Source organism: Sphaerotilus natans, from assembly GCF_900156335.1.
Taxonomy (GTDB): domain Bacteria; phylum Pseudomonadota; class Gammaproteobacteria; order Burkholderiales; family Burkholderiaceae_C; genus Sphaerotilus; species Sphaerotilus natans.
Map to the genome: position 1 here is coordinate 28,781 of NZ_FTMZ01000012.1, position 17,290 is coordinate 46,070.

A 17,290-nucleotide genomic window follows, 5' to 3' on the forward strand; every position below is an offset into this window, starting at 1 on the left:
GCATGTGGCGTGCATCGAAGGGTTTACTTCAGCCCGAGGCCCTTCTGGAGCGTGGCGGCATCGAGCGCATCCGAGGCCGGCGCGGTCGGAGCCACCGTCGGGGTGACTTCCGCCGCGGCACTGGCGGCCTCGGCCGGCACCGGCGCCGCATTGGCGAAGGTACCGACATACTCGATCTTGGCAGATTCGCGCAGCTTCTTGATGCTGTCGCTGACCAGCTTGCGCTTGCGGTCGGTCAGCAGGAACTGCTCGATGGCCTTCTTGGCGGCTTCTTCGGTCACCGGGGCCGGCTTGGCGCCGGCGACGAAGATGGCGCTCAGCCCGGCCGGGCCGGCCTTGACCAGCCACTGGCCTTCGCCGACCTTGGCCAGCTCGGCCAGCGCGCCCATCGGGATGTTCTCGGGCGCCTGCGTCACCGCGCGGGCACCGAAGCGGATGCCGGCGTTCTTCAGCGCCGAGGCCAGTTCTTCGCCATTGCGCAGGCCTGGGATCTTCGACTGCAGCGCGGCCTTCTGCTCGGCATTGGCCTCGATGTTGAACTCCTGCAGCGCGTAGATGCGGCGCTTGGAGAACAGCTCGGGCTTGCTGTCGTAGTAGGCCTTGATCTCCTCGGGCGTCGGTGCGGCCGCAGCTTCAGCGACCTTGTCGGCATAGGCGCGGGCGATGATGTCGCGCTTGGCGGCCTCGATGGCGGAGACGACCCGCGGATCGCGGTCGAGCTTCTGCTCGGTGGCCTGCTGGATGGCCAGCTCCTGGTCGACCAGACCGTCGAGCACCCGGCGGCTCACCGCCTGGACCTGCTCGGGCTTGAGGCCGGGCTGGCGCTGCAGCACCTGGTTGACCTGATGGACCGAGATCTCGCCGGAGTTCACCTTGGCGGCCACCTGGGTGGCCGGCTTCTTGTCGCCGTCACCGCCACCGCAGGCGGCCAGCAGTGCGGCGCAGGCGAGAACGGTCGGGACGAGGACAAGGCGGCTCAGACGGGTGGGGCGGGTGGACAGGGCCGATGTCATGACTTGCATACTCCTGGCGCGAGCGCTGCGTCCGGCGGGGTTCAGTGGCCGGCTGCGCTCGCAATGAAAGAGGTGATAAACGGAACAAACCGGCGGCAGTTTATCCGGCACCTGTCCGGGCGGCTTCCCCGGATTGCAGGGGCGGTTTTCATTCCGGGAAGCCACGTTAAGTCTGCACGAAGGCCTGTGCGGGGCGGGGTTCAGGTCGTGAGCCAGTGCGCAAAAGACGTGCTGTTCTTGACCGGCATAGGCTGAAAGATCGGCCGAACGTCTTCCTGAAACAGCAGAAGTCGCAAGGTCATTCCCGGAAAAAGCCGGGCTTCCTGAACTGCGCAATTGCATTGTTTCGTGTTCGGGTGTGGTGTCTGGCCGCTGTCCAGCGGGAATTTCATCTTTTCGGGTGATGCGGCTCCAGTTCAGGGGGGGATCGTCGATATCGGGCGCAGAGAAGGCCGTTGCTTCATTGCCGCTGCGGCCGCCGACCGATCAGTACACCACCGGACCCGACCCCATGGCTTCGATCTTCACCACGCTCTCCCCCGCAGAAGTCGCCGAGCTGCCGCCGGAGGAGCTGGCGGCCCTGACCACCGAGGACTGGGCCGGCATCAGCTCCGCACAGGTGGCGGTGCTGTCGGTCGAGCAGATCGCCGCGATCGAGAGCCTGGGGCTGGCCGCCATTTCCACCACGGCGCTGCGCGGCTTCGATGCCGAGGCGATCACCGCGCTCAGCACGACCCAGGTCGCTGCGCTGACCACCGGGCAGGTGGTGTCGCTCACCGTGGCGCAGATCGGCGGCCTGGCCTCCGAGGACGTGTCGGTCTGGTCGACGCTGCAGACCTCGGCGCTGACCACCGCGCAGATCGCCTCGCTCGGCTCCGAGCAGCTCGCCGGCCTGTCCGCGGCGGACATCACCGCCTTCGGCAGCACGCAGATCGGCGCGTTCACCACCGCGCAGGCGCCGCTGCTCGATGCGGCGCAGATCGGCGCGATCGAGACGCGTGACCTGGTCGCGCTGAGCACCACCACGCTGCGCGCCTTCTCGGCCGAGCAGATCGCGCTGCTGTCGACCGCGCAGGTGGCCGCCCTGGCCAGCACCCAGGTGGCTGCGCTCGGCACGAACCAGATCGCCGGGCTGACCACCCGCCAGATCGGCGCGCTGGAGACGGCGGACATCGTCGCGCTGTCGAGCGCTCAGTTCGCCGCGCTGACGACCGCGCAGGTGGCCGCACTGAGCACCCCCCAGATCGGCGCGATCGAGACACGCGATCTGGTCGGCCTGGGCACCACCGGCCTGGGTGCGCTGACCAGCAACCAGATCGCAGCGCTGAGCACCGCGCAGGTGGCGGCGTTCAACACGACGCAGATCGCGGCGCTGAGCACCGCGCAGATCGTCGCGCTGGAGTCGACCGACTTCGCGGCGCTGAACACCGCGCAGATCATCGCGCTCAGCTCCGAGCAGATCGCCGCGATGGCGGTGGGCGACATCCAGGCGCTGTCGACCTCGCAGATCGCCGCGCTGCGGCCCTGGCAGATTCCTGCGCTGACCGCTGCGCAGGTCGCCGCGCTGGGCACGAATGATCTGGCGGTGCTGGGCACCACCCAGGTCGCCGCGCTGACCAGCACGCAGGTGCTGGCGCTGGGCACCACCGGCATCGCCGCGCTGTCGCCGGCGCAGATCCAGGCGCTGGGCGCCGAGAATGCCGCCGCGCTCAGCACGCTGCAGATCGCCGCGCTGACCACGCTGCAGATGCCCTCGCTGTCGTTGGCCCAGGTGGCGGCGCTGACGACCACCCAGATCGGCGCGCTGCAGACCGCGGACCTGGTGGCGATGAGCACCGCGCAGATCGCCGCGCTGGGCACGCACCAGGTGGCCGCGCTGAAGACGGCCCAGGTCGCCGTGCTGGAGACCGCCGACCTGGTGGCGCTGAACAGCGCCCAGATCGCCGTGCTGTCGACCGCCCAGATGGTAGCCATGTCGACGATGCAGATTGCCGCGATCGAGAGCCGCGACATCGGCGCGCTGTCGACCGTGGCCGTGCGCGCACTGTCGACCGGTCAGATCGCTGCGCTGACCAGCCTCCAGGTGGCTGCGCTGGCCACCGAGCAGATCGCCGCGCTGACCTCGGCCCAGGTGGCCGCGATCGACACCGCCGACCTGCGCGCGATGAGCACCGCGCAGATCGAGGCGCTCTCCAGCACCCAGGTCGGTGCGCTGCGCAGCACCCAGATCGCGGCGCTGAGCACCCGCCAGCTCGGGGCGCTCGACACCTCGGACATGGTGGCGCTGGGCAGCACGCAGATCCAGGCCTTGTCGACCGCACAGATCGCCGCGCTGTCGGTGGCCCAGATCGCTGCCCTCGAGACCCGTGACCTGGCAGCGCTGGGTACCGCCGGCGTGCGGGCGCTGACCACCGCGCAGGTGGCTGCGCTGACCACCGCGCAGGCGCAGGCGCTGGGCACGCTGCAGATCCAGGCGCTGTCGACCACGCAGGTCGCCGCGCTCGAGTCGACCGATCTGATCGCGATGAACACCGCGCAGATCTCCGCCTTCTCCACCACACAGGTCGTCGCGCTGGGATCGCGGCTGATCAGCGCGCTGGAGACGGCCGACATCGCCGCCTTCTCCAGCCTGCAGATCGGTGCGCTGACCACTGCGCAGGTCGCCGCGCTGGGCAATGCGCAGGTGCTGGCGATCGAGTCGCGCGACTTCGCTGCGCTGACGACCGCACAGCTGCGTGCGCTGTCGACTGCGCAGCTGCAGGCCTTCTCCAGTGCCCAGGTCGCGGCGCTGAACACGGTCCAGCTCACCGCGCTGACCACCGGCCAAGTCCAGGCGCTCGAGAGCGCCGACATCATCGCGCTCAGCTCGACCCAGATTGCCGCGCTGACGACGGCACAGATCGCCGCGCTGACGACCGTGCAGCTTGGGGCGCTGCAGACCGTCGACATCGCCGCGCTGGGCAGCGCCCAGATCAATGCGCTCAATACCGTGCAGTTCGCTGCGCTGAGCACCGCGCAGGTGCTGGCGCTCGAATCTCGTGATCTGGCCTCTCTCGGCACTGCCGCGCTGCGCAGCCTGTCGACCCAGCAGATCGTGGCGCTGAATACGGTGCAGACCGCCGCGCTGACCACCAGTCAGGTCGCCGCGCTGGGCAGCACGCAGGTCGCCGCGCTGGAGACCACCGATCTGGCCGCCTTCTCGAGCCTGCAGGTGGCGGCGCTGACGACCGCACAGGTCGCCGCGCTCAACAGCCGACAGGTCGCGGCGATCGAGACCGCCGACATCGCCGCGCTCAGCAGCGCCCAGCTCAATGCGCTGGGCACGGTGCAGCTGGCCGCGCTGACCTCGCTGCAGGTGGGGGCGCTGGAGACGCGTGATCTGGCGGCGCTGAACACCGCCTCGCTCCATGCGCTGACGACCGCGCAGATCCTGGCGCTGAACACCGCGCAGGTGGCTGCGCTGACCACCGGCCAGATGGCCGCGCTGAGCAGCAGCCAGCTGCGCACGCTGGAGACCACCGACATCGTCGCGCTGGGCACCGGCCAGATCGCCGCGCTGACCACCGCGCAGGCGGCTGCGCTGACCACCCGCCAGGTCGCCGCGCTGGAGACCACGGACATCGCTGCGCTGTCGAGCAGCCAGTTCGCCGCGCTGGGCACGAGCCAGCTGGTGACGCTGAGCTCGGCGCAGATCGCCGCGATCGAGACCCGGGATCTGGTCGCGCTGTCGACCGACGCGCTGCGCTCGCTGCTGACCACCCAGATCGCCGCGCTCGGCACGGTCCAGGCGGCCGCGCTGACCAGCACCCAGGTCGCGGCGCTGACCACCCGCCAGATCGCCGCGATCGAGACCACCGATCTGGTGGCGATGAGCAGTGCCCAGGTCGCCGCGATGAGCACCGCCCAGCTGATCGCGCTGACCACCGCGCAGGTCGGCGTGCTGCAGACTGTCGATCTGGCCGGCCTGTCGAGCACCCAGCTGGGCGCGCTGACCACCGCCCAGCTCGGCGCGCTGTCAAGCGTCCAGCTGATGGCGCTGGAAACGCGTGATCTGGGCGCGCTGAGCAGCACCCAGCTGCGTGCGCTGTCGACCAGCCAGATCGTCGCCTTCGGCAGCGCGCAGATCGCGGCGCTGGACACCGCGCAGATCGCCACGCTGACCACCCGCCAGATCGCCGCGCTGGAAAGTGCCGACGTGATCGGCCTGAGCTCGACCCAGGTCGCTGCGCTGACCACCAGCCAGGTGGCCGCACTGACCACCGCCCAGGTCGCGGTGCTGCAGACCGTCGACATCGCCGCGATGTCGAGCGCGCAGCTCGCCGCGCTGAACACCACGCAGATCGCCGCACTGACCACCAGCCAGGTCGCCGCGATCGAAAGCCGTGACCTGGCCGCGCTGAGCACCGGCTTCGTGCGCACGCTGTCGAGTGCCCAGATCGTCGCGCTCAGCTCGGTGCAGGTGGCCGCACTGGCATCCGCACAGGTGGCCGGGCTGTCGACGGATCAGGTCACTGCGCTGGAGACCTCGGATCTGGTGGCGCTGACCACGCTGCAGACGGTCGCGCTGACCAGCAGCCAGGTTGCCGCGCTGACCACCCGCCAGATCGTCGCGCTCCAGGCCGAGGACATCTCGGCGCTGGGCACCCATCAGATCGGTGCGCTGGGCTCCCTCCAGCTCGCGGCGCTGAGCACCAGCCAGATCCAGGCGCTGGAAACCCGCGACATGGTCGCGCTCAGCTCCCGCGTGATCGGGGCGCTGAGCACCGCGCAGGTGGTGGCGCTGACCTCCGCGCAGGTGGCCGCGCTCAACAGCGTGCAGGTCGCGGCGCTGACCAGCCTGCAGGTGGCCGCGCTGGAGACCGTCGATCTGGTGGCGCTGGGCACCACCCAGATTGCCGCGCTGACCAGCACCCAGGTCGCCGCGCTGACCACCCGCCAGATCGTCGCGCTGGAAACCGCCGACATCGCCGCGATGACCAGCGTGCAGTTCGGCGCGATGAGCACGCTGCAGCTGGCCGCGCTGAACACCGTGCAGCTGCAGGCCCTGGAGACGCGTGACCTGGCCGCCCTGAGCAGTACGGCGGTGCGCGCCTTCACCACGCTGCAGATCGGCGCGCTGACCACGCTGCAGGCGGGGGCGCTGACCACCGGTCAGCTCAACGCGCTGAGCACCGCGCAGATGGCGGCGCTGAACACCGCCGACATCGCCGCGCTGTCGTCCAACCAGATCGCCGCGCTGTCGACGGTGCAGATCGGTGCGCTGACCACCCGCCAGATCGCCGCGATGGAGACACGCGACATCGCTGCGCTGACCAGCGAGCAGGTCGCGGTGCTGCGCACCCACCAGATCGCTGCGCTGACCGGTGCGCAGGTGGCGGCGCTGGAGACCCGCGACATCGCCGCGCTGTCGACCGCGGCGGTGAGGGCCTTCTCCACCAGCCAGATCCTTGCGCTGGGGACCGCGCAGATCGCCCAGCTCACCAGCACCCAGGTCGCGGCGCTGAGCACCAGCCAGATCCGCGCGTTCGAGACCACCGACATCGCCGCGCTCGGCAATGCCGGTCTGCTGCCCGCGCTCTCGAGCAGCCAGATCGCCGCGCTGGAAACGCATGATCTGGCCGCGCTCAACACGAACGCGCTGCGCACGCTGACCACGGCCCAGATCGTCGCGCTCAGCTCCGCGCATCTGGCGGCGCTGGGCAGCAGCCAGATCGCCGCGCTGACGACCGCGCAGGTCGCCGCGCTGGAGACGGCCGACATCGTCGCCTTCAGCACGCTGCAGGTGTCGGCGCTGACGACCGCGCAGATGGCGGTGCTCAACACCCGCCAGGTGGCGGCGCTGCAGACCGATGACATCGTCGCGCTCTCGAGCGCCCAGATCGCCGCGCTGGACACCGCGCAGATCGCCGCGCTGACCAGCACGCAGATCGCCGCGCTCGAGGTGCGTGACATCGTCGCGCTGGGCACGGATGGCGCCGCGGCGCTGTCCACCCTGCAGGTGCTGGCGCTGTCGACCGCGCAGGTCGCCGCGCTGAGCTCGGCCCAGCTCGCCGCCTTCGGCACCCGCCAGATCGCGGCGCTGGAGACGGGCGACATCGTCGCGCTGAACACCGCGCAGATCGCCGCACTGAGTGCCGAGCAGATCGCCGCGCTGAGCAGCCGCCAGTTCGCTGCGCTCGAGACGACCGACATCGTCGCGCTCTCCAGCAGCCAGGTGGCCGCGCTGAGCGGCGCACAGATCGCCGCGCTGAACACGCTGCAGTTCGCGGCGCTGGAAACCCGCGATCTGGTGGCGCTGTCGACGACCGCGGTGCGGGCGCTGACCACCGCCCAGATCGCCGGCCTGACGGTCTTCCAGGCGGCGGCGCTGACCACCGACCAGATCCACGCGCTCAGCACCACCCAGGTGGCTGCGCTCGAGACCGGTGATCTGGTGGCGCTGGGCACGCATCAGGTGGCGGCACTGACGACCGCCCAGGTGGCCGTGCTGCGCACCAGCCAGCTGGTGGCGATCGAGAGCCGCGACATCGCCGCGCTCGACAGCAGCCAGATCGGCGCACTGGGCAGTGCGCAGATCGCCGCGCTGACGACCGCGCAGATCGCTGCGATCGAGACGGCCGACATCGTCGGCCTGGGCTCGGCGGCGCTGCGGGCCCTGACGACTGCACAGATCGTGTCGCTGAACTCGGCGCAGTTCGGGGCGCTGACGACCGCCCAGCTCGGTGCGCTGACCACCGTGCAGATCGCCGCGCTCGAGACCAGCGACCTTGCTGCGCTCGGCGCCGACCAGATCGGCGCGCTGGGCACCGCACAGATCGTTGCGCTGTCGACCCGCCAGATCGCATCGCTCGGGACCGATGACATCGCCGCGCTGACCGGTGCCCAGGCGGCGGCGCTGACCACGACGCAGCTGGCCGCCTTCAGCACCCGCCAGATCGCGGCGCTGGAGACGGGCGACCTGTTGGCGATGAGCAGCACGCAGATCGCCTCGCTGTCGGGCAGCCAGTTCGCTGCGCTGACGACCGAGCAGGTCCAGGCGCTGCAGACGACCGACATCGTCGCGATGACCTCGCTGCAGGCGGAAGCGCTGACGACCGCGCAGATCGTTGCACTCACCACCGAGCAGGTGGCCGTGCTGGAGACACGCGACATCGCTGCGATGTCGATGACCCAGGCCGCGGCCTTCGAGCAGACCGACATCGACGCGATGAGCGAGGCGCAGCGCGCCGCGCTGGCTGCGCTGTCGCCGATCGTGCTCGATCTGGACGGTGACGGCGTGCGCACGCTGTCGGCCTCGGCGGGCGTGCGCTTCGACCTGCTGGCCAGCGGCCAGGCCCACGCCACCGGCTGGGTCTCCGCCACCGACGGCCTGCTGGTGCGCGACCTCAACGGCAACGGCCGCATCGACGACGGGCGCGAGCTCTTCGGCGTGGCGACCCAGCTCGACGGCGGCCAGATCGCCGGCAACGGCTATGTCGCGATGCAGGCGCTCGACAGCAACGGTGACGGCCGGCTCGATGCGAAGGACGCCGCCTTCGGCGAGCTCCGCGTCTGGGTGGATGCGGACTCCGACGGCCTGTCCTCGGCGGCCGAGCTGCACGGCCTGGTCGATCTGGGCATCGTCTCGCTCGACCTGAATGCGCAGGCGGGGACCACGGTCGATCAGGGCAATCTGCTGGGTCTGGTTTCGGGCTACACCCGCAGCGACGGCAGCGTGCATGCGATGGCCGATGTCTGGTTCGCCCGCGGCGAGGCGGCGCCCGCCCCGGCGCTGGACGAACTGCTGGCCGAGGCGCCGGCCAGCGCTCCGCAGGCCAGCGCGGCGGTGGTCGCTTCGGTGATCGCGCCGAGCGCCACTGCGACGCTGGACGAGCTGATGCGCCAGCAGCCGCTGCTCTGAGGTCTCGCGCGCAGCACGGGACGGGGCAGGAGCCCCGTCCCGAACTGCCGAAATGCGCCGGGCTTGCCTTGCGCTTTCTGCGAGTTGAAGCGGGGCATCGCTGCAACCATGGGCGCACCATGGTCCTCACCGCCTCGCCCCCCCAGACTCCGGCCGCAGCGGCCGCCGCGACGGCAGCGCCGCCGGTTGCCGACCGCGCCCTGCTGATCCAGGCCCTCGACCACCAGAACCAGGGGCGCGTCGAGCTGGCCGAGCAGCTCTTCCGCTTCTACCTCGGCCACTGGCCGGCCGATCCGGTCGCGCTGTACTCGCTGGCGGTCATCCTGCTGCGCCGTGCCGACGCGGCCGAGGCGCTGACGCTGCTCGAGCGCGGCGTGCGCGACGTGCCGGGCTTCGCGCCGCTGTGGTTCGCGCATGCGACCGCGCTGCAGGGCACGGGCCGGCGCGACGAGGCCCTGACGAGCTACCAGCGTGCGATCGATCTCAAGCCCGACTACACCGAGGCGCTGATCAACAGCGGCGTGCTGCTGCGCGAGCTGCTGCAGCATGCCGCCGCGCTCGAGCGCTTCCAGCGGGTGCTGGCGCTTCAGCCGGCCAACGAGACCGCGCTGGCCAACTGCGCCACGCTGCTGACCGAGTTCCGCCGCACCGAAGAGGCGGTGGCGATGCTGCGCCAGCTGCAGGCGATCAACCCGTCCTACGACTATGGCGTGGGCATGCTGGTCTACGAGCAGCTCCATGCCTGCGACTGGAGCGGCTTCGATGCGCTGTCCCGGCAGGTCATCGAGGGCGTGCGCGCCGGGCAGCGCGCGTGCAAGTCGCTGGCCTTCATGGGTCTGTCGGACTCGGCCGAAGACCACCAGCGCTGCGCGCGCACCTTCTCCGCCCACCGCTATCCGCCCTCGACCACCCGGTTGTGGAACGGCGAGCGCTACCGCCACGACCGCATCCGTCTGGCCTATGTGTCGCCCGACCTGCGCGAGCATCCGGTCGGCCACCTGATGGCGGGCATCTTCGAGCACCACGACCGCCGCCGCTTCGAGACCATCGCGGTCTCGCTCGGGCCGGACGACGGCAGCCGGCTGCGCGCGCGCATGGTGGCGGCCTTTGACCATTTCATCGACGCGCGCCGCATGAGCGCGATCGACATCGCCCGTCAGCTTCGCGCGATGGAGGTCGACATCGCCATCGACCTGGCCGGCTACACCGCCGACTCGCGCAGCGACATCTTCAGCCACCGGCCCGCGCCGGTGCAGGTCAACTACCTGGGCTATCCCGGCACGCTGGGCAACGGCTACATGGACTACATCCTGGCCGACCGCCATGTGATCCCGCCCGATCAGCAGCGCTTCTACGACGAGCGGGTGATCTATCTGCCCGATGCCTACCTGCCGCCGGCCGCCGGCCTGCAGATCGCCGAGCGCACGCCCACGCGGGCCGAGTGCGGCCTGCCCGAGGACGGCGTGGTCTTCTGCTCCTTCAACCACGACTACAAGATCCTGCCCGGCGTCTTCGCGATCTGGATGCGGCTGCTGGCGGCGGTGCCCGGCAGCGTGCTGTGGCTGATGTCGCGCAGCGAGCTGTCGCAGAAGAATCTGCGCGCGGCCGCGCAGGCTGCGGGCGTCGATCCGGCGCGGCTGGTGTTCGCGCAGCGCGTGCCGCGGGTCGAGGACCACCTGGCGCGCTACCGCGTCGCCGATCTCTTTCTCGACACCCATCCCTACAACGCCCACACCACCGCAGCCGACGCGCTGCTGGCGGGCCTGCCGGTGCTGACCTGCTCCGGCCAGGCCTTCCCATCCAGAGTGGCCGGCAGCCTGCTGCAGGCCGCCGGTCTGCCGGAGCTGGTCACCACCTGCCACGCCGACTACGAGGCGCTGGCGCTGGCACTGGCGCGCGATCCGGCGCGGCGTGCGGCGTTGCGGGCGAAGCTGCAGGCGCAGCGCGCGCACTCGGCCCTGTTCGACACGGCGGGCTTCACCCGCGACGTCGAGGCCGCCTGCATCGCGATGTGGCGCCAGAGCCGCCTGGGCGATGCCCGCGACGCGCTGTGCGCCGTGCCCTGACACCGCGCATCTTCCGACCCTGCCGAGGCCTGCCATGACCCCCTCGACGATCGTCCTGATCCCGATCTACCAGCCCCTGCTGTCGGTGCTGGAGCAGTTCTCGCTCGACCATTCGCTGCCGCTGCTGGCCGGGCGTGACGTGCGCTTCATCGGCCCGCGCGGTCTGGACTACGGCTACTACCAGCTGCGCTATCCGGGCATTCCGTTCGAGGCCTTCGATCCGGCCTACTTCGCGTCGATCGCCGGCTACAACCTGCTGATGCTGTCGCCGGCCTTCTACGAGCGCTACGCGGCGCACGAGTTCATGCTGGTGCTGCAGACCGACGCCATCCTGCTGCGCGACGATCTCGATCACTGGATGAGCCGCCCCTACGACTACATCGGCGCGCCTTGGCCGCAGGGCGTGACGGTCAAGGTCGACCTGGACCCGTTCTGCGGGCCGCATGCCAAGACGGTGCGCGCGCTGGTGGGCAACGGCGGCCTGAGCCTGCGGCGCATCCGCAAGTGCCAGGCGCTGCTGCGCGAGTTTCCGCAGGCGCTGGAGATGTTCCGCCGCACCGGCTCGAGCGAGGACCTGTACTTCGCGATCATGGGCCTGCTGTCGGCCGACTTCGTGCTGCCCAACGAGCGCGAGGCCGCCCGCTTCTCCTGGGAGCTGCAGCCCGAGCACTACCACGCGATCGACTGCCGTCCGCCGATGGGCGGCCACGCCTGGTGGAAGTACAGCCCGAACTTCTGGGCGCGTTTCTTCCGCATGCCGCCGCCGCTGCAGGCCACCACCGTGCCGGCCCGGCTCACCGAACCCGGCCCGCTGGCCGAATCCGCCGCGCCGGCCACGCCCGCCTGAGGGTCTCCGCGCGCGCCCGACTGCCCTGGAGCCTTTCCCCGCCGCTCCTCATTCACGGAACAGGACGACACCAGATGACGACCAAGTCCCTCGACCTCGGCTGCGGCCTGCAGCCCAAGAATCCGTTCAACGCCCAGGAGGTCTACGGCATCGACGTGCGCGACGACGCCGAGGCGCACATCGTCAAGGCCGATCTGGTCATCGAGCCGATTCCGTTCCCGGATGACAGCTTCGACTATGTGACCGCGCATGACTTCCTCGAGCATGTGCCGCGCCTGATCTACCTGCCGCAGCGCCGCAACGCCTTCGTCGAGGTGATGAACGAGATCCACCGCGTGCTCAAGCCCGGTGGCGTGTTCATGTCCTTCACGCCGGCCTTCCCGCACGGGCCGGCCTTCCGCGATCCGACCCACGTCAACATCATCACCGAGGAAACCTTCCCGCTGTACTTCGACGACAAGGTGCGCTGGGCCTCGATGTACGGCTTCCGGGGCAGCTTCCAGATCCTCAGCCAGGAATGGCGCGGCGTGCACCTGATGAGCCTGCTGCGCAAGACCGCATGAACGCCGCCGCACCGTCCGGGCAGGCCGCGGCCGGCAGCGCCGACGCGCTGCTCGGCGCGGTGCACTGGCTCTGCCGCCACCACGGCATCGAGCGCAGCGCCGAGTCGCTGCTCGACGGCCTGGGCGTGCCGCGACCGCTCACGCCCGCCGGCGCCTGCCAGGTGCTCGAGCACGCCGGCCTGCAGGCCGGGCGGGTGAGGCGCGATGCCGCCGAGGTGCTGGCACTGCTGCTGCCGGTCCTGCTGCCGCTGCGCGACGGCCGCGCCGCGGTGCTGCTGGCGCGCCATGTCGGGGCCGACGCTCGCCTGAGCCACGAGCTGCTGATCTTCGACGCCAGTGGCACGCCGCCGGCTCCGCAGCGCCTGGACGACGAGGCGCTGCGCGCGATGCACGACGGCGACATGCTGCTGGCCGGCCCGGGCGAGACGCACGGTGCGCGCGGCTTTTTCTCGCGCTCGGCGGCCGATGCGCCAGCCGAGTCGCTCGACGGCCACTGGTTCTGGCGCACGCTGCGCCGCTATCTGCCCTATTACCGCGGCGCGATGCTGGCCGCCTTCCTCAGCAATGTGCTGATGCTGGCGGGCGGACTGTTCGCGATGGTGGTCTACGACCGGGTCATTCCGCACCAGGCGACCATCACGCTGTGGTCGCTGGCCATCGGCGCGCTGCTGGCCACCGGCTTCGATCTGGTGGCGCGCCAGCTGCGCAGCCACCTGATCGACCAGGCGGGTCGCCGCGCCGATCTGGCGCTGGGCAGCGTGCTGATGCGCCAGTCGCTGGGTCTGCGGCTGGAGCACCGGCCCGAATCGGCCGGCTCCTTCGCCCACCACATGGCCCAGCTCGAGGTGGTGCGCGAGTTCTCCGCCTCGGCCTCGATGTCGGTGGTCAGCGATCTGCCCTTCATCGCGCTGTTCATCGCCGCGACCTGGCTGCTGGCCGGACCGCTGGCGCTGGTGCTGGTGATCGCGGTGCCGCTGATCCTGCTGATGACGGTGGGCGTGCAGGGCCTGCTGCGGCGCAGCATGCTGGCGCAGCAGCACCAGATGGCCGACATGCAGGGCCTGCTGGTCGAGGCGATGGACGGCATCGAGACGATCCGCGCCACCGGCGCGCAGGGCCATGTGCAGCGCCAGTACGAGCAGGCGCATGCGCTGGCCTCGCAGTCGGCGCTGCGCGCGCGGGCGCTGTCGAGCTGGGTCAACAATGTGTCGATGGTGGCACAGCAGCTCGTCACCATCGTGATGCTGGTCTGGGGCGTGCACCTGATCGGCGCCGGCCAGCTCACCGGCGGCGCGCTGATCTCGGCGGTGATGTTCGCCGGCCGGGCGATCGCGCCGCTGGGCAGCGTGGTGGCGCTGGCCTCGCGCTACCAGGGCGCGCGTGCGGCGCTGCGCATGCTCGACCGCCTGATGGCGCTGCCGGTCGAGCGCGATCCGCAGCGCGCCTTCCTGCCCTGTCCGCAGCTCGAGGGCCGGCTGGCGCTGCGCGATGCCGGCTTCGCCTACGGCCCGCCCGGCCAGGCGCCGCAGGCGCTCTCGGGCGTGACGCTGCGCATCTCTGCGGGCGAGCGCATCGCGCTGCTCGGGCGCATCGGCAGCGGCAAGTCGACGGTGCTGCGGCTGCTCGCCGGCCTCTACCAGCCGACCACCGGCGCGGTCGAGATCGACGGGCTGGACCTGCGCCAGCTCGATCCGGCCGACTTCCGCCGCCACATCGGCGTGGTCGAGCAGGAGCCGCGGCTGTTTCGCGGCACGGTGCGCGAGAACCTGCTGCTCGGCCGCCAGGCCGGCGCCGACCGCATCGCCGAGGTGCTGCGCCTGACCGGCCTGGACCGGGTGGTGGCCGCGCATCCGATGGGGCTGGACATGCCGGTGGGCGAGGGCGGCGCGATGCTCTCGGGCGGCCAGCGGCAGCTGGTCGCGCTGGCGCGGGCACTGCTGCTGCGCCCTCAGGTGCTGCTGATGGACGAGCCCACCAGCGCGATGGACGCGCAGACCGAGGCGCAGTTCGTCGCCCAGCTGCGCCAGGCGCTGCCGCGCTGCACGCTGGTGGTGGTCACGCACCGGCCGGCGATGCTGGAGCTGGTCGAGCGCATCGCGGTGCTCGAGGGCGGGCGGCTGATCGCCGACGGCCCGCGCCAGGCGGTGCTGCAGGCTCTGAGCGGCACCCGACCGGCAGCGCCCGCCGCAACGGCCGCGCCTGCTGCGGCCGCCGTGACCGCTCCCCGCGCCGAGGAGGTCTGCTGACATGGGTCTGCCCCGATTTTCCTTCCCCGCGGCGGGTGGCCGGCAAGCGGCCACGCCGCCGGCGGCCGGCGTGCTGATGCCCGGCGACGAGCGCTTCCTGCACGGCAGCCGCCAGGCCGAGCTGACCGAGCCGATGCCGCGTGCGCTGTGGGCGCTCTACCTGCTGTGCGTCATCGTGGTCGTCACCGGCGTGTGGGCGGCACAGGCGCGGGTCGACATCGTCGCCAAGGCGCCCGGCAAGGTCGCGCCCGGCGGCCATGAACAGGTCATCGCCAGCCTGGAGGGCGGCCTGCTGGCCGAGCTGCTGGTGCGCGAGGGCGATCTGGTCGAGGCCGGCGCCGAGCTGGTGCGGCTCGATCCGACCCGTTTTGCCGCGCAGCAGAACGAGGGCCGGGCCCGCCAGCTCGCGCTGCAGGCCACCGCCGCACGGCTGGAGGCCGAGGCGGGCGGGCGCAGCCCGGTCTTTGCGGCCGAGGTGCGGGCCCAGGCCGGGCTGGTCGCGGCCGAGACCGAGGCCTTCCAGGCGCGGCGGCGCGCCCTCGACGAGGCGATCGCGGTCAGCCGGTCCAGCATGACGATGCTCGATGCCGAGCTGGCCACCGCGCGCCAGATGGCGGCACGCGGCCTGATGTCCGAGGTCGAGGTGCTGCGCCTCGACCGCCAGCGCAACGATCTGCAGATGCAGATGGCCGAGCGCATCAACCGTTTCCGTCAGGACGCCGCCACCGATCTGCTGCGGGTGCGCGGCGAGCTGGCGCAGATCGGCGAGCAGCAGGTGGCGCGGCTGGATGCGCTGCAGCGCACCACGCTGAAGGCCCCGGTGCGCGGCATCGTCAAGAACCTGCGCATCACCACGCGCGGCGGCGTCGTCGGTGCGGGCGCGCCGATCCTCGAGCTGGTGCCGGTCGGCGAGACGGTGCGCATCGAGGCCCGGCTGGCGCCGTCGGAGGTCGGCTTCGTGCGGGTGGGCATGCCGGCCACCATCAAGCTCGACAGCTACGACTACTACCGCTACGGCGGCCTGCAGGGCGAGGTCGAATACATCAGCCCCGACACCCTCGAGGCCGGCAATGGCCCGAACGGCCAGCCGCAGACCCACTACCGCGTCCGGGTGGCCACCCGGGTCTCGACGCTGCAGGGGCCGGACGGCCGGCCGCTGCCGGTGCTGCCAGGCATGACCGCCTCGATCGAGATCCGCACCGGCGAGCGCAGCGTGCTCGAGTTCCTGATCTCGCCGATGCTCAAGGGCCGCGAGGCTTTCCGGGAGCGCTGATGCAGCGGACGCTTCTGATGTCGGTGGTGCTGGTCGGCCTGATGGCGCTGGCGCCGGGCGTGCGGGCCCAGTCTGCCCCGTCATCCGTCTGCGACGAGGACAGCGAGGCTGCATCCGTCACCCGGCCGACCGTGCTGCGCGATGCCCGCGCGGTGCTGGCCGCGCTGGCCGACGAGGCGGTGCGCCGCAGCCCCGAGGTGGCGGGGCAGGTCGCCGGCAGTCGTGCCTGGCGCCAGGACCGTCTGCAGGTCGAGGCGGGGGGGCGACCGCAGCTCAGTCTGTCCGGCTCGGGCGTCTGGAGCGGTGCACGCGACAGCGGCCAGACCGGCTCGAGCCTGCAGCACGGGCTGGGACTGAGCCTGTCGGCGCCGCTGCTCGACGGCGGCCGGCGCCAGGCCGAGTCCGCCTATTACCAGGGGCTGGCCGAGGCCGGTGCGCTGGGCGCCGAGGCCACCCGCGAACAGGTCGCGCTCGAGGCGGTGGCGGCTGCGCTGGAGCGCCGTCGCCAGCGGCTCCAGCTGCAGGTCTGGGACCGGCAGGCGGCGCGCATGGCCTGTCTGGCGCGGCAGGTCGGCGAGATCGTCGCGCTGGACCGTGGGCGTGGCAGCGAGGGCATCCAGGCCGGCAAGAGCCTGCGTCAGGCCGAACTGTCGCGCACCGAGGTGCAGACGCAGCTGCGCCAGGCGGATCTGCGCCTGCGCAGCCTGGCCGGCGAGACGGCGGCCGAGGCGGCCGCCGAGCTGCCGCCGGGCCCGCTGGCGGGCTTCGAGACGCTGCCCCCGCTGGCCGCGCTGATCGAGGCGCTGCCCGAGGCGGCCGAGCTGCGCCAGCTGCAGCGCCAGGCCGAGGCGCTCGACCGTCAGGTCGATGCCGCCCGCGCGGCGCATGCGCCGCAGCTGAGCTGGCAGATCGGCTCTTCGGCCAGCCGGCGCGACGGCAGCTCGGTCACGGGCTGGAATGCCGGTCTGACGCTGGGCCTGGTGCTGGCCGACGCCGGCGCGGCGGACGCCGGCGTGCAGGCCGCGATCGAGCGAGTCACCGCGGCGCGCATGCAGCGCGAGGCGCGTCTCGAGGAGCGCAGCCGCCAGCTTCAGGTGCTGCACGACGCCGCGCAGGCGGCGCAGCGGCGCCAGCAGCAGATCGGCCAGCTGCTCGAGCAGAGCGACCAGCTGCGCCGCGCCACCCGCGAGCAGTGGGCGCGGCTGGGCCGGCGCTCGCTGTTCGACCTGATCTCGGCCGAGAACGACCATGCGCAGCTGCAGCTCGCGCGCGCCCAAGCCGAGCATGAGCATCTGATGGCGCTGCTGCAGATGCAGGCCGCCGGGGCAGGTCTGCGCGCCTGGCTGGCGCCGTTCCGGGCCGAGCCGGCGCCGCGCTGAATC

8 protein-coding genes are annotated in these 17,290 nt (G+C 71.5%); 7 read left to right on the top strand and 1 reads right to left on the bottom strand.

Features of this window, described 5'->3' with window-relative positions; translation table 11 throughout:
* Positions 1–23: 23 nt before the first annotated feature.
* Positions 24–1,013, bottom strand: coding sequence for an EpsD family peptidyl-prolyl cis-trans isomerase (locus BW996_RS11865; RefSeq protein ID WP_076458922.1), 990 nt, complete (start codon positions 1,011–1,013; stop codon positions 24–26).
* A gap of 511 nt (positions 1,014–1,524) precedes the next feature.
* Here BW996_RS11865 and BW996_RS11870 point away from each other — a divergent pair.
* From BW996_RS11870 to BW996_RS11900, 7 genes are all read left to right on the top strand, one after another.
* Complete coding sequence (locus tag BW996_RS11870; protein ID WP_139330859.1) at positions 1,525–8,913, top strand: SPM autocatalytic domain-containing protein; 7,389 nt, start codon at positions 1,525–1,527, stop codon at positions 8,911–8,913.
* 119 nt (positions 8,914–9,032) lie between these two features.
* Positions 9,033–10,979, top strand: a complete 1,947-nt coding sequence (locus BW996_RS11875) for an O-linked N-acetylglucosamine transferase, SPINDLY family protein (protein WP_037477994.1) — start codon at positions 9,033–9,035, stop codon at positions 10,977–10,979.
* A gap of 34 nt (positions 10,980–11,013) precedes the next feature.
* Entirely contained in the window at positions 11,014–11,826 is an 813-nt protein-coding gene (locus BW996_RS11880) for a DUF5672 family protein (protein WP_076458924.1), read from the top strand.
* Positions 11,827–11,900: 74 nt separating this feature from the next.
* Positions 11,901–12,389, top strand: coding sequence for a class I SAM-dependent methyltransferase (locus BW996_RS11885; protein WP_037477993.1), 489 nt, complete (start codon positions 11,901–11,903; stop codon positions 12,387–12,389).
* Complete coding sequence (locus BW996_RS11890; RefSeq protein WP_051631502.1) at positions 12,386–14,635, top strand: type I secretion system permease/ATPase; 2,250 nt, start codon at positions 12,386–12,388, stop codon at positions 14,633–14,635. Before BW996_RS11885 ends, BW996_RS11890 begins: the two co-directional genes overlap by 4 nt.
* A gap of 1 nt (position 14,636) precedes the next feature.
* Positions 14,637–15,908: a beta-barrel domain-containing protein gene (locus tag BW996_RS11895; RefSeq protein WP_083701051.1), complete on the top strand. Its 1,272-nt coding sequence runs from the start codon at positions 14,637–14,639 to the stop codon at positions 15,906–15,908.
* On the top strand, positions 15,908–17,287 hold the full coding sequence (locus BW996_RS11900; RefSeq protein WP_037477989.1) for a TolC family protein: 1,380 nt from the start codon (positions 15,908–15,910) through the stop codon (positions 17,285–17,287). The genes BW996_RS11895 and BW996_RS11900 overlap by 1 nt, the downstream gene beginning before the upstream one ends.
* Positions 17,288–17,290: the final 3 nt, after the last annotated feature.

Bases quoted from the DNA above. Each gene is read 5' to 3' on its own strand.
- BW996_RS11875 (WP_037477994.1), top strand. From the start codon at position 9,033: ATGGTCCTCACCGCCTCGCCCCCCCAGACTCCGGCCGCAGCGGCCGCC.
- BW996_RS11880 (WP_076458924.1), top strand. From the start codon at position 11,014: ATGACCCCCTCGACGATCGTCCTGATCCCGATCTACCAGCCCCTGCTG.
- BW996_RS11900 (WP_037477989.1), top strand. From the start codon at position 15,908: ATGCAGCGGACGCTTCTGATGTCGGTGGTGCTGGTCGGCCTGATGGCG.
- BW996_RS11870 (WP_139330859.1), top strand. From the start codon at position 1,525: ATGGCTTCGATCTTCACCACGCTCTCCCCCGCAGAAGTCGCCGAGCTG.
- BW996_RS11890 (WP_051631502.1), top strand. From the start codon at position 12,386: ATGAACGCCGCCGCACCGTCCGGGCAGGCCGCGGCCGGCAGCGCCGAC.
- BW996_RS11885 (WP_037477993.1), top strand. From the start codon at position 11,901: ATGACGACCAAGTCCCTCGACCTCGGCTGCGGCCTGCAGCCCAAGAAT.
- BW996_RS11895 (WP_083701051.1), top strand. From the start codon at position 14,637: ATGGGTCTGCCCCGATTTTCCTTCCCCGCGGCGGGTGGCCGGCAAGCG.
- BW996_RS11865 (WP_076458922.1), bottom strand. From the start codon at position 1,013: ATGACATCGGCCCTGTCCACCCGCCCCACCCGTCTGAGCCGCCTTGTC.